Origin of the sequence: Chitinophaga niabensis, assembly GCF_039545795.1 — a bacterium.
GTDB lineage: Bacteria > Bacteroidota > Bacteroidia > Chitinophagales > Chitinophagaceae > Chitinophaga > Chitinophaga niabensis_B.
The window spans coordinates 1,086,615-1,099,727 of sequence record NZ_CP154260.1 but is presented as its reverse complement, the minus strand read 5'-3'; the positions used below and the strand labels follow the sequence as shown (position 1 = coordinate 1,099,727).

Sequence of the window (13,113 nt, the reverse complement as noted above, 5' to 3'; positions counted from 1 at the left end):
TGCGGCTTGCTTTCAAAGTCTTTCACAACTAATATTAAAAAGGCCCGATGGAATCCATCGGGCCTTTTTGTTTTATTTTCCTTCTTCAAATTTCATCATCCATTGCAGTAGCTTTTCCGGATAAGCAGAGTCTCCCCGCTCCCCGAATAACTTCACTGCTTTGTTCCGTGCAATACCCACATAGATCACATCCTTCCGCATATCAATAGCAATAGCTGCTTCTTCTACGGTACAATCATGCGGTTTACAGCCTTCATTGAACAGGATGCCGGATTCCACTTCAATGGGCGGCGTTACTTTATAACGCAGCATAAACTCTTTCTCCTCCTCTCCCAGGATAGCTTTCAGGCGGTTCTTCAGGGGATGCTGCTGCAGGAGTTTTACATCCAGTGCATACTTGCCGTTAAACGCCTCGTAGGTTTTCCAGGATTCTACGAGTGAGGGAATGATAGAGGTATCCGTTGTCTGGATCATGGTATCCGTGGGGATCATGGTCACAGAGTCCGGTGCTTTCTTATTCCTGCTGCTTTCAGAAGGACTGCCACAGGCGGCCAACAATATGCAAAGGATAGCGGGTTTATACATTGAATTCATAAATAGGATCAATATGTGTACCGGGTTCCATATCAAATAAAGGATTGATCAGGCCGTCTTTAATACCGTAAACCCAACCGTGCAAAGTGGGCCGTTGTTCTTTGGCCCATGCTTCCTGGATGGTGATGGTCTTGGCCAGGTTCATTACCTGTTCCTGTACGTTCAGTTCTATGAGGCGGTCTACCCGTTTATCTTCAGAATCCAGCGCATCAATTTCATCCCTGTGGAAGCGGTATACATCTTTGATGTGTTTCAGCCAGGGATTGATAATGCCGAAGTTCTGGTTGGTGAGGGCAGCTTTCACCCCTCCGCAACCATAGTGGCCTACTACCAGTACATGCTCCACCTTTAATACTTTCACGGCATATTCCAGCACGGTGAGCAGGTTCATGTCCGTAGCCACCACCATATTGGCTACATTCCGATGCACGAATATTTCCCCGGGTTCTGTATTGGTGATCTCGTTGGCCGGCACGCGGCTATCTGAGCAACCGATCCAGAGGAATTTAGGCGACTGCTGGTTTTGCAGGCGTTTGAAAAAATCCTTATCAGCTGCTACTTTATTTGCAGCCCATACTTTGTTGTTCGCCAGTAATTGTTCAAATACATCCATCTGTTTAATCTTTTATTTGCCGGTAAATACGGGTGCTCTTTTCTCCATAAAAGCCTGCATACCTTCCTTCTGATCTTCTGAAGCAAAAAGGAGGTAAAAGTTCTTACGTTCAAAATGCAACCCTTCTTCCAATGTACTGTCAAAAGCCCTGAGTACAGACTCTTTAGCCATCTTCACGGCCAGGGGGCTTAACTGGGCAATTTCGGCAGCCAGCCGGAATGCTTCTGTTAAATATAACTCAACAGGAACAATTTTGTTGATCAAACCTGCCTGTAAAGCTTCTTCAGCCGTAATAAATTTTCCGGTGAGCACCATTTCCATGGCCAGTGCTTTGCCTACGGCCCTGGTTAAACGCTGCGTACCGCCGGCGCCGGGCATTACCCCTATCCTGATCTCCGGTTGCCCGAAACGGGCGGATTCGCTGGCAACGATCATATCGCAGAGCATAGCCAGTTCGCAGCCCCCACCCAATGCAAAACCGCTGACGGCTGCTATGATGGGTTTCTTTATTTTCTTAATCGTATCCCAGGTGCTGAACTGGTCTACATTATACATGTCTATGGCAGTTTTACCCGCCATCTGCTTAATGTCCGCTCCTGCGGCAAAAGCTTTATCGTTTCCGCTGATAATGATCACACGTACCTGATCATCTTCGTCCAAGGCCTTTAAGGTATCCCTTAATTCCTGCATCAGCTGGAGGTTGAGGGCATTCAGTTCCTTGGGGCGGTTTAGCTGGATATGCGCAATAAAAGGCTGCGCCTGTTGGTGTATGATGATGAATTCCATATTACAATGCAATTGCGGCTATAGTTATAACGTAAGCCAAAAGTATGATAATCGCCCCGGTTCCGTAACATGCTAAGATTAAAATTGATTTTAACAGCGCTTTACCCAGAGAGCCACCATAGAACCGCTTCAATGCAATAATGAAATAAATATAGACGATCAGTGTCATCCAGCCATACAGGCCGTCATAATGCCATAGCTGATAGATCAGCAATGCAATGAGGGATAAAATGAAGATCAGCGTATGGATGTGAATGGTGAAAATGGCATGCTCCGTGTAATACATCTTTCTTCGGAAATAGGCCATTTTTAATAGCAGCGCAAAGAAAGGCAGCAGAATGAACATGAGCTTCGGTAAATTATGCTTCATAGTTTCACTTACTGTTTTCTGTGCATCACCACCTCCATACTGTACTTTTAAACTGCGGTGCATGATGGCGCGCATGACAAACCCATCCTTTTCATCCTCCGGCAATGTCTGCTGAAGGGAATCATACCTGGCAATTGCCTCTTTTACAGTGGTACCGGAGCCTTGCGTAAAAACAGTACCCGTATTAATGGCGTTCACTTTTTCTCTCAGCTCAGCGGAATCCCCTGCACCTCTTGCAATGGAATCCAGCAATAATGACCTCCTTTTTTCCAGTTTCTTTGTTGTTTTCTCCAGCCTGGTATTCATTTTATCCAGGTCCTTTTCGTCTGAAGAATGACTGAAAAAGCTCAGCACCAGGAAGAAAACGAAAGAAGTGAAAATATACAGGCGGATAGGATTTACATAATCCATCCGGCGCCCGTCCACATATTGCTTTGTGAGCAATCCGGGTTTGGTAAAGAGGTATTTGAAAGTGAGCAGGAACTTGGAATCATAGTGAGTGATATCCTGGAAAAAATGGCTTACCAGATGGCTGAAAGGTTCCTTGGTTTCTATGTTCTCCTGGCCGCAATGGGAACAGAAGCGGTCTGTAACTTCAGTACCGCAGTTAAGGCATGTTGGGTCGCTTCTTAAATGTTGTGTTTTCACGATCTAGATTTGGCAAGTTAGGATGGCTAAAGATAGCGGAATTATAAATTATATTCCCGGGATATACGTTTTGTTTATTTTTGTGCGTTCCTAAACGGAGCATTCTCAATCTATGGGCATATTAAGAACATTCATATCCGCCGCCGGCCTGTTGCTGGTTATTTCCAGCGCCAATGCGCAGTACTATTACCAGGACGTATACATTACGCAGCAAACAGCGGCTACAATGGCCTTATTCAAGAGCAATAAGGTAAGCTTCCAGCATGTTAAAACACTGGACGCCAACCAGGAAGAGGACCGTAATTTTATCTGCATCCGCGGCATGAACCCTACTTACCGGCAGATGCGCACCCTTACCCAAAGCAGCGTGAGCGGGCGTTCTGTAGTTGTTTCCACCTTTAACAATGCCGGCAGACTCACCAAATCAGTAGACAGCGTGGAGAACAGCATCAGCACCATGCAATACCAATATACCCCGGATGGCCGCCTGGAGGAGATCCAGACAGGTTCTCGCGGAAGGGAAGATAAGTTCAGAATGACGGAGAACCGCCGGTACGTGTATGATACTTCAGGCCGCCTGCAGCAGATGATCCTGAAAAAAGGCGGGCTGGATTCCACCGTGGTGAAATTCACAACAGATCCTGAAGGCAGGGTGACCGAGGAGGCACAGCCCGGCCGCCAGCGCGTATATTACAACTACGACAGCAAAGGCCGTTTAACCGATGTACTCCGCTTCCACCCTACCCGGAAAAGGCTGCTGCCGGACTATAGTTTTGAGTATGACGCGAATGGAAAAGTAACACAGATGACGGTAGTGAATATTGAGAGCGGTGACTACCTGATCTGGAAATACAGTTATGATGATAAAGGATTACCTCAGGCTGAAGAGTGCTCTGGTAAGGAGAAAACGACCTTAGGCATGGTGCGTTATACGTATGAATATTTTCAATAAGTAAAAAAATACTTGGCAGATTTAAAACAATTCCTATCTTTGCAATCCCAACAAAAAAAGTTCTTATTCATACGCGGAAGTAGCTCATTTGGTAGAGCACGACCTTGCCAAGGTCGGGGTGGCCGGTTCGAGCCCGGTCTTCCGCTCCATACAAGCATTCCAAACTGCCTACAGTTTGGAATTTTTGTTTAAAGTTCTTTGTGAATGTTTATTTACATTTACAAGGCAGGATACCCTGGTGGTGGAATTGGTAGACACGCCGGACTTAAAATCCTGTGAGCTGCAAGGCTCGTACGGGTTCGACTCCCGTCTGGGGTACAAGAGGGGATTTGAAACACCTTCTTTTGAGGGCTAACAATCAAATTGTTAGCCCTTTTTTATTTTTACTGGCAAATACCTTCTGTATTAAGTCATTCCGAACCCGAATAGCGCATTTAGCTTACCTGGTTAACGCTTCTTTATTGTACCTGTTCCTATAAACAAGGGGCGATAGTCCGGTAAACCTCCTGAACAATTCACGAAACGCTTTGAGGTCAGAATAACCTACCTCATACATTACTTCATTTATCGTTTTCCGGGTGGTCTCAAATGATTTTTTCGCACTTTCAATTTTTACGCGCTGAGCATATTCGATCGGCGTATTCCCTGTAGCTTTTATAAACCTCCTGTCGAAATTCCTTCTTCCAGTCGCAAATTGAGCAGATAAGCTTTCCACAGAGATCTTGCTTGTTAACTGGCTTTCAATATAAGCCTGAGCTTCCCTGACCATTGTATCCCCGTGCTGCTTCTGACCTTTGAATATGATAAAGGAAGACTGGCTTTGCCTGTCGAGTTCAATCTGAAAAACCTTTGAACAATATATTGCAGTCTGTCTGTTGTAATATTTCTCAACGATATATAGTACAAGATTCAAAAAGGAATAAGCTCCTCCATTGGTATAAATACCGTTTTCGTCAGTGATCAATTCATCGGCCTGAAGATGCACTTTTGGAAACATGGCCCTGAACTTATCAGCATGGTTCCAGTGGGTCGAACAGTTTTTCCCATCCAACAGGCCGGTTGAGGCCAGCAGAAAGGCACCGCTGCACATGGTAGCTATTTCAGCACCTTTTTTGTACTGCCGGGTGATCCATTCCAGCAACTTTATATTGCTTTTCTGGACTTTTTCAAAGTTACTGTCCAGGGAAGGAATGATGATCAGGTTTGTCTTTGCTATTGCGGAAACAGGCTTATGGGACCTGACCGAGAATAGCCCCTGCGCTAAATCTGTTTCAGATCTGATACCGGCCATCTCGATTTTAAACAAACTTCTGCCACCGTTATCCCTGAAATATTCATCGGCCATACTCAGAATCTCATAAGCACCGGCAATACAGGCCACCGTGCTGAGATTTGTCTGACCGTCAGGAGTTATTATAGTAATGTGCTTCATGCTTTTTTTACCGGTAAAGATAAGAAGGTTTCTATGTCCAAATCACCCCCCTATATTGTCTATTTAGACCTACTTGGAGAATTTCAACCTGAGGTAGTTTTGTTGGTATATATAATCTCAAAATGCAAGCTTAATCAAAATGAAAAAACAACGCTTATTATTCGCCTTAGCCGCTATACTATTATCAGCCTACAGCGGCATCGCGCAGGAAATTGCCAGTCAAAAGAAAAGCATTAATGAAAACTCAATTAAATCAAAGACCATGGAAACACAAAGTTATACAGCAACTATCACAGTAGATAAAAGTCAGAAGACTGCCTTTAACGCGGTTAAAAACTTTCGCGGCTGGTGGTCTGAGGAGATCGAAGGGCCTACAGATAAACTGAATGAAGTCTTTGTATATCACTACAAAGATGTTCACATATGCAAAATGAAGCTCATTGAATACATTCCTGATAAAAAACTGGTTTACCAGGTTCTTGATAACCAGTTTAGTTTTATCAATGACAAAAGTGAATGGATCGGCACAAAGTTGGTTTTTGATATTTCGAACGATGGTGGTAAAACCAAAGTTAAATTTACTCATGTGGGTCTGGTGCCGGAATATGAATGTTATAAGGTATGCTTTGATGCCTGGGGAAACTACATAAATAACAGCTTGCACAGCCTTATTGCTACCGGTGAGGGCAAACCGAATCCCAAAGGTAAAGACGGTTTTAATGCGGAATTGGCTGACAAATGGAAGATTAAACATTAATTACAATTATAGAACTATGCAAACAGCAAATTTCACTACCACCTTAGTGGTTGATAAAAGTCCGATGGAGGTATTTAATGCGATTTGCCAACCACAAAACTGGTGGTCAGGCGAGGTCGAAGGCCATGCTTTAAAAATGCATGACGAGTTTACCTATAAATTCAAAGACTTCCATTTTTCAAGGCAGCGGGTCACAACGTTGATCCCCGGGGAAAAAGTGGTCTGGGATGTAATAGAAAGCATTATCAACTACGCTGAAGACAAAGAAGAATGGACAGGAACGCAGATCATCTTTGAGGTTTTTGAAAAGGATGCTCAAACTAACCTTCGTTTCACTCACTCGGGATTAGTTCCTGAAGTAGAATGTTTTGATAGCTGTTCAAACTCATGGACACAGTTGGTGCACCACAGTCTGTTTTCGTTAATAACAGCCGGAAAAGGCCTGCAACTTAATCTGGCATAAATTATTCCTGGTGAATGGAAAATAATGACTTAAGTACAAGTATTACTGTTGGGAGATCCGCTCAGGAGGTCTACTTAGCCATCAACAATGTACGTGGCTGGTGGTCTGCCGGTGTCAATGGCAAAACCAGTAATCTGCATGATGAGTTTTTGATTGATTTCAAACAACATTGGTGGACCTTCAAAATTATCGAAACTATACCAGGACAAAAGGTGGTGTGGAAATGCACCGGAAGCTATATGCCCTGGAATGAAGATCAATATGAATGGAGTGGCACAACGGTTCAGTTTGACATTTTTGAAAATGGTAGCAACACAGTGATGAAATTTACCCATAAAGGATTGGTGCCAACATGCGCGTGTTTTGAAGGTTGCTTAAAAGGCTGGACAGGATATATTCAAATTAGTTTGGGCAATCTTCTAAATGGTGGCATTGGCACTCCCGATACTGCCTATTAATTTTTGCAGGCAATACGCCTATGAAAGGTGTTTTAGATCTCCGTTCTCCTTCCCCTCCCCTTTTTACGTAAGTAAAGAGGGGTTTTTAGTTTAAAAAAACTGCTAATTAATTTCAAGCTTATATCCTTTTCCCCGTATAACAGCAATCCTGATGTTCGGATCAGATTCCAGTTTTTTTCTGAGTTTTGATATGAACATATCCAGGCTGCGCCCCACAATAACACCTTCATCTTCCCATATCTCTTTTTGCAGCCGGCTTCTCTCGATGGTCTCATTGGGAGACAATGCAAAAATGTGCAATACACGTGTTTCCGTTCCGGTCAGCTCTATTGTCTCTCCATTTATCAGGAGGTTCCGGTTCTTCGGATCGAACAAAACTGAGCCCAAAGTGATCATGCCCATATTCTGACCATCCTCAGGTAAAGCTCTTTCAGGTAAAACTCCCCGCGGCTTAACAGATCTCAGAAAAACAAAACCAACAAATGCTAAAAATGGCAGGCCACCCAGGAGATATACATTCTTTGCAGTACTTATCCCTGTCGGTTTGAATTTAATGTTGATCATGTAGCCTGCTCTGGGTTGCACCCTTCTTTTACATGCTACAATATCATCCTTTTTATTGTTGGATATAGCGTATCCATAGGCTACACTAGAGTCTCCACTGTTCAGAACGTTAACAATATAATCACTTGCGAGGGGGTCTTTGGCTAACAAACGCCGGGTAGTATTCACCAGGGACTCCGGGTGAAAAGTAAGATCCTTCTCAAACCTGATCAGGTATTCATTTTCAGCAATCTTTTTTACCGGAAGTACCCGTGATGTACTGTCCCCCGACTGCAGGAGTAATTCATCTCCGATCTTGCGGAGCAAAACTTCCCTTCTGGCGGTAAAAAAGTCGCCACTGCCGGTCATACTGAAAGCCGCGCAGATTACAGCACTAAACGAGAGTAATATCAATCCTACCAGGTACTTGCGTTTCCCGGAGAGGAGATTTCGGCTATAAGACATACTATTTACCATTTATTTACAAAGTTTACATTTCTATTTACAATCCAAATGCCCGCCCCTGAAAGATATCAAAGTAATTTCGTTGTATCAGCTTTTATATGATTGACGGTTAATTGAACCGTGCAGCTATTACCAATACTAAAATAAATAAATTATGAAACACGTACGCGTATATGCTTTATTCTTAATGTCTATTTTTCTCACTTCCTGTGGACAAAGCCAAACAAACGTACCTAAAGATAATATCAGGTCCGAAATTAAAGACATAGGGCCTAACATGATGGTTCGTAATATAAAAAAAGGCAAAAATAACACCATTTTGATCGCTGGCCCGAACAACTCATCATTTGGTGATGTTTTTCGATACGATGGAAAATCTTTTACTAATCTCACAAGTAAAATAGGTCAGCATAGATTCTGGGACGCCCTGGAAGATCGCAATGGAAATCTTTGGTTCGCTACTACTGATTCAGGTGTTTTTTTATTCAACGCCCATGTGTCTGATGGACAGGCAGCGCTAAGACATTTCACTACCAGGGATGGACTTGCAGATAACCGGGTTATGTCTGTTTATGAAGATAAAGCAGGTATTATTTGGTTCGGCACCGGAAATGGCCTGAGCCGTTACGATGGGAAGTCTTTTCAAAATTTTAAAAACCCGAACGCCCCGCTTTTTTATAAAGAAGGGAATTTGAATAATGATATTAATACAATCATTGAAGATAAAACAGGGAAATTGTGGGTTGGTACACGGGGCGATGCCTTTGTTTATGACGGAGAAAAAATTACCACTTTAACCCATGGAGGCGAACCCTTTCTCGACGTTTGGGGTATAGCGGAAGATAGAGAAGGCAATATCTGGCTCAGCGGTTTCAATGGCTGGAAAGTAAGCCAGACCGGTGGCCTTTGGCGCTATGACGGCAGTACCTTTACTAAGGTATCGCAGAGAGGTGCTTATACTATAATCGAAGATAAAAAAGGAAACATCTGGACTACTGGTTCAGTAAACCCTGCTAATTGGGCTATCCAGGCACTTTCCCGTTATGATGCAAAGTCCTTGTATAATAATAAGCCCGCTGTAACCGAAATTATGTCAGGAAATGCTTTTATGGGGCTTTTGGAAGCTAATGATGGAAGTATCTGGTTTGGATCTGCGACCGGCGTGTATCGTTATGATGGAACCACTATCACGGACTTTTATAATAAAGAAGGTCAGAAAAAATATATCATAGATACGAAGCAAAGTGCTGTAATATGGAAAAGTTCTATGCTACTTGGTGCATGGGAAGGTTCTACGTTACTTGGTGATGGTTCCAGTACAGGGGACGTTGATATATTAAAAGGAGAATTGCTGATCGAAAACAGTCATCTGGTGGGCGGTACTGTTGAAGTGGACATGAATACAATTGAGCAAAAATTTGATGATCAGGGTCCACACAATAAATTACCTGCACTTTTTGATGTCAAAAAATTCCCTGTTTCTACATTCGCAATTACGAAGGTTGAAACATGGAATAATAGAGATAAAAAAGTTACAGGGGATTATATAAAAGTTACAGGGAACCTGACCATTGAAGGTATCACGAAGGCAGTTACTTTTCCAGCCACAATGGATTTTAAGGACCGAATGGACGGAACTGTCGTGGTGAATGGCGCGCTAATCATTGATCGAACAGATTGGGGTATCAATTATGGATCAGAAAAGTTCTTCGATAAGTCTGGTGATGGAACTATTTCGGACGAGGTTAAACTCTTTATAAAAATCGTAGCAAAAAAATAAATATCTGAATCCACCTTGCACCGCTTTTTCCAACTTAATTAAAAATTCACATGAAATATTCAGCCGTTTTAAGCATTCTCGTCCTGTTTGCCTGCGGATGCAATCGTACTGAAGCGAGGACAAAACTTTTGAACGAACAGGAAATCCTAAAAGATAGCGCTAATAATATAAGAGAAAGGATAGGTGGCTGCATGCAAAAAGGCGTTTACGACAGCGCAGAGGCTAAAAAGGAGCAACTTGGAGCCGTTCATGCCCGGTTAATAGCTATTCAATCGTCAATTGATAGTCTTGAGAAAATGAAATAATAGCCGCAGAAATTTCAAACTGAGACACTACCTGATGGCACCTTGCGAACGGGTAACCTAAAGGGGAAAAATCTATTTTATAGAATTAACGATCAAGAAATTCGCTGTGGAAATATTAATATAACTGATGGCCTGACGCTATAACGGCAGGGCATCTGTTGCCTTGCCATTATAATTTTTACTAATATAGTACAAATAATTATCAATAGTTTCATCAATGTAGACATTCTGTAGACGCTCTGTCGCCTTGTGTATACATCTTGTAGTCAGCTTAAGCTTGGAAATAAATGCTGATATCCGGAATTTTATTTCTGAAACCAGGTAAGAAAAAAAATGAAACAAAGCGATTTATTGGCATTACTGGGTTCTCCGGTAACGGACCCAGGCCTGACCCTTTTCTTTGAAGAACGGAGATTGTCACCTCCTCAATCCATCCCGGTGATGAAACCTAATAGCACAACACCGCTGTCCATAAAAAACAGCGTAGGAATTCATGACAAAGAGTGGGGATTTTCTTATTACTTCAGATCAGAACTGCTAAATGAAAATTTCCCGGTAATCAAAGCAGGCAAAAACTACATCCCATACTTTAGCCAGATTATTTTTGATGGCAAATTGTATCAAAAACGGGAAAGGAAAGAACCTCCCGGCTTTTGGGACGCATCCCCATCACCGGAAGGTGATATGGAGACTATCACAAACTATTTTGGCAAATTTGATACAAACAGGAAATACCCGCAACAACGCACTTCCTATAACAGCCAGGTAGAAATCATTGTTACGCTATTATCTGAAGAAAGCAGGATCAACGGCTATTTTGCTCAAATAAAGGAAACTGATGAGCTTTTGCACCAGAGCGAATTTGACCTTAAAAAAAGCAACCAGGTGCATCTTTATGCGATGCTGATTAAATGGCTGTTTGATAACAGGTACCTCAAAGTCAGTAATCAGTCCTCTTCCGTTGAATTGGGTTATAATACCCCTGAAGTATTACAATTCATTCAGGGATCCTTAAATGGCCATTTATGGGAAGATCAACTGGTTGCAGATCCTCAACTGCATAAATTTATGCTTGACAGTATTAATGGCAAAGCTGATTTTGAAATGAAGTTTTACGAATTATGGGGTAAATTGGATCACTATGAAAGCCTGGATTGGGAAGCACAAAAACAATGGACAGCAGCTATTTCTTTCAATGAAGAAACTTATGCTATCTTCTATGCGGCCCTGAACAGAAGTTTCGAAGAATATAAAAAGTCGTAATCCATACAGCTAGTTAAAAAGCTTGTTTTTTTACGGAGAAAATCGTGACCGCAGTCAGGAGAATTACGGGTGATTAGATAATACCAGGCAAAAAAGAAAGTGTGCGGCACCATCACCGCACACTCAGGCAATTGCTATTATGCTTTCGGCCTTTTGAATAAACGCATCACTTCGAGCTGAAGCGTAGCAGGCGTAACAAAGTAGGTACGTACCAATCCTTTTTCTTCGCCTTTAGGGATAAGCAAACCAGACTCGCCTGCCTTACTTATCATCTCACTGTCTTCAAAATACCAGCTATCCGTAGTGCCGGTTTTGGTGAAGCAAAGGTCATAGGATTTACTTTTATCTTTGAATCCTTCCTGCGGCAGATAACTGGCATATATCCAGGCGCCGGGTTTTACATTTTGAGCGATGTACGCTATTTGCCCGGCTTCATTCCTTAGAAAAATATCAAGCGCCTCTTCACTTTGCGGGTAATGGATATAAAAGCCCATTTTGTTGGTAGCAGGGTCCGCAACAGGCAGTTCTATTTTCAGTGCATTCCCGTTAATGCATACAAAAGGAAAGAACAGTTCCAGCTCGCTGCCGCCAAGGTTTAACTTTTGCTGAAACACCTCTTTGCCGGATGTTTTATCTTTTATTTTTAATAATGCCTCTTTTTTAGCGAAAGGAAAGGTATATACTTTACTAAAAACAACCGGCTTATCGGGCAGCGTGGCAAAATTGCGGTAAATGGTGGTGTCTATTGACGCTTCCAGTTCAGCATTGCCAACATTATAACCCCAAACTTCAACACCGATCGCTCTTGTCTCTTCTTCCTCTTTATTACAGGAGATAAACACATTCAAAAGGACCAGCAGTCCCAGTAATCTTATATTCAACATGATCAGTTTTATTTTTAATAATCTAAACGGGTTAAAAATCGCATGACCGTTCCTGCCGGAGCCTCTGAGAAGATGTAGAGCTTGGAAGCAGCCACAGACGCCGTTGGTTTGGGTGCAGTAGAGGAAAGGTCGTTCCAGGTGTACGCCGTACCGTCCGTATAAATTGTATTGGTACCTGTTTTACAGATCTTTACCTGGAAAAGAACTGAGGTCATTACGCCATTGTAGTCCTGCCTGGCCGTGGAGAAGGTTGAAATTGTCGCCGGCTTACTAAATTCATTCGGCTTCACGTTTTTGATCCGGGCAACTTCCTCAAATACCTTTGGCGTTACGAAATATTTACCGATCACAAAATCCACCGGTTCGCTATATTTGGTAACATCGGGAACGAACATATAAACAAGGCTGATCTTTTCATTGACTACAGCCGGCTTCTCCGGCATATCGCTTGCCTTGCCATCCATGTACAGGAAATTTAAGTTAACCGCACTGTCCCCTTTTTTCAATTCCTTTTCCAGCACCAGCTTTCCGGTGTTTTTTGTACTGATGTTCAACTTCACCGACTGCTGGTTGCCTTTGAAGATGAAACCTTCTGTTAGTGCAAATGATCCTGCCAGGATTGTCTGACGTGCATTGAACGTATCCACTTTCACCGTCAGGTCTTCTGTGGTAGCGTTATATCCTTTGATGGTAATGGGTAATACCTGCTCGTTATAGAGAAAATTATCATTGCCTTTATTACAGGCGGCCAGCAAAAATGCGACCATGCTGAGTTTAATTATTTTCATCACTCCTGTTTT

15 protein-coding genes and 2 tRNA genes are annotated in these 13,113 nt (G+C 42.7%); 9 read left to right on the top strand and 8 right to left on the bottom strand.

Annotation, left to right across the window (positions count from 1 at the left end; all coding sequences use genetic code 11):
- Positions 1–72 precede the first annotated feature (72 nt).
- Genes AAHN97_RS04620 through AAHN97_RS04605 form a run of 4 tightly spaced genes read right to left on the bottom strand, consistent with a single transcriptional unit; the run spans position 73 to position 3,011 of the window.
- Positions 73–594: a hypothetical protein gene (locus AAHN97_RS04620; RefSeq protein WP_343306387.1), complete on the bottom strand. Its 522-nt coding sequence runs from the start codon at positions 592–594 to the stop codon at positions 73–75.
- A complete protein-coding gene (locus tag AAHN97_RS04615) occupies positions 578–1,207 on the bottom strand; it encodes a carbonic anhydrase (protein WP_343306386.1) in 630 nt (209 codons plus the stop codon). Before AAHN97_RS04615 ends, AAHN97_RS04620 begins: the two co-directional genes overlap by 17 nt.
- Before the next feature lie 12 nt (positions 1,208–1,219).
- Positions 1,220–1,993, bottom strand: a complete 774-nt coding sequence (locus AAHN97_RS04610) for an enoyl-CoA hydratase-related protein (RefSeq protein WP_343306385.1) — start codon at positions 1,991–1,993, stop codon at positions 1,220–1,222.
- A 1-nt stretch (position 1,994) separates the two neighbouring features.
- Positions 1,995–3,011, bottom strand: coding sequence for a DUF3667 domain-containing protein (locus tag AAHN97_RS04605; protein ID WP_343306384.1), 1,017 nt, complete (start codon positions 3,009–3,011; stop codon positions 1,995–1,997).
- Positions 3,012–3,123: 112 nt separating this feature from the next.
- On the opposite strand from AAHN97_RS04605, the gene AAHN97_RS04600 reads away from it, so the two are divergent.
- The 3 genes from AAHN97_RS04600 to AAHN97_RS04590 all read left to right on the top strand — a co-directional run bounded on the left by AAHN97_RS04600 (position 3,124) and on the right by AAHN97_RS04590 (position 4,281).
- Positions 3,124–3,963: an RHS repeat domain-containing protein gene (locus tag AAHN97_RS04600; protein ID WP_343306383.1), complete on the top strand. Its 840-nt coding sequence runs from the start codon at positions 3,124–3,126 to the stop codon at positions 3,961–3,963.
- A gap of 73 nt (positions 3,964–4,036) precedes the next feature.
- A tRNA-Gly gene (locus AAHN97_RS04595) sits at positions 4,037–4,112 on the top strand.
- Between the two features lie 83 nt (positions 4,113–4,195).
- Positions 4,196–4,281, top strand: a tRNA-Leu gene (locus AAHN97_RS04590).
- A gap of 121 nt (positions 4,282–4,402) precedes the next feature.
- Here the strand turns inward: AAHN97_RS04590 and AAHN97_RS04585 are convergent.
- Positions 4,403–5,395, bottom strand: a complete 993-nt coding sequence (locus tag AAHN97_RS04585) for a GlxA family transcriptional regulator (protein ID WP_343306382.1) — start codon at positions 5,393–5,395, stop codon at positions 4,403–4,405.
- Between the two features lie 139 nt (positions 5,396–5,534).
- Between AAHN97_RS04585 and AAHN97_RS04580 the strand changes: the two genes are divergently transcribed.
- The 3 genes from AAHN97_RS04580 to AAHN97_RS04570 are packed head-to-tail and all read left to right on the top strand — an operon-like array spanning position 5,535 to position 7,073.
- The gene (locus tag AAHN97_RS04580; RefSeq protein WP_343306381.1) at positions 5,535–6,152 is read left to right on the top strand and encodes an SRPBCC domain-containing protein; all 618 of its coding nucleotides are present in this window, start codon (positions 5,535–5,537) and stop codon (positions 6,150–6,152) included.
- Between the two features lie 16 nt (positions 6,153–6,168).
- Entirely contained in the window at positions 6,169–6,615 is a 447-nt protein-coding gene (locus tag AAHN97_RS04575) for an SRPBCC family protein (RefSeq protein ID WP_343306380.1), read from the top strand.
- Between the two features lie 14 nt (positions 6,616–6,629).
- Complete coding sequence (locus tag AAHN97_RS04570) at positions 6,630–7,073, top strand: SRPBCC domain-containing protein (RefSeq protein WP_343306379.1); 444 nt, start codon at positions 6,630–6,632, stop codon at positions 7,071–7,073.
- A gap of 102 nt (positions 7,074–7,175) precedes the next feature.
- Here the strand turns inward: AAHN97_RS04570 and AAHN97_RS04565 are convergent, their stop codons facing one another.
- The gene (locus tag AAHN97_RS04565) at positions 7,176–8,081 is read right to left on the bottom strand and encodes a winged helix-turn-helix domain-containing protein (protein WP_343306378.1); all 906 of its coding nucleotides are present in this window, start codon (positions 8,079–8,081) and stop codon (positions 7,176–7,178) included.
- Positions 8,082–8,235: 154 nt separating this feature from the next.
- Here AAHN97_RS04565 and AAHN97_RS04560 point away from each other — a divergent pair, with 154 nt between their 5' ends.
- The 3 genes from AAHN97_RS04560 (at position 8,236) to AAHN97_RS04550 (ending at position 11,429) form a co-directional block, all read left to right on the top strand.
- Entirely contained in the window at positions 8,236–9,861 is a 1,626-nt protein-coding gene (locus tag AAHN97_RS04560) for a two-component regulator propeller domain-containing protein (protein WP_343306377.1), read from the top strand.
- 50 nt (positions 9,862–9,911) lie between these two features.
- Positions 9,912–10,166, top strand: a complete 255-nt coding sequence (locus AAHN97_RS04555) for a hypothetical protein (protein WP_343306376.1) — start codon at positions 9,912–9,914, stop codon at positions 10,164–10,166.
- 333 nt (positions 10,167–10,499) lie between these two features.
- Positions 10,500–11,429, top strand: coding sequence for a hypothetical protein (locus AAHN97_RS04550; protein ID WP_343306375.1), 930 nt, complete (start codon positions 10,500–10,502; stop codon positions 11,427–11,429).
- A gap of 137 nt (positions 11,430–11,566) precedes the next feature.
- Here AAHN97_RS04550 and AAHN97_RS04545 read toward each other — a convergent pair whose 3' ends face one another.
- Positions 11,567–12,313 (bottom strand): hypothetical protein, encoded by a 747-nt coding sequence (locus AAHN97_RS04545; protein ID WP_343306374.1) that lies wholly within the window; start codon positions 12,311–12,313, stop codon positions 11,567–11,569.
- Between the two features lie 14 nt (positions 12,314–12,327).
- A complete protein-coding gene (locus tag AAHN97_RS04540) occupies positions 12,328–13,101 on the bottom strand; it encodes a hypothetical protein (RefSeq protein WP_343306373.1) in 774 nt (257 codons plus the stop codon).
- Positions 13,102–13,113: the final 12 nt, after the last annotated feature.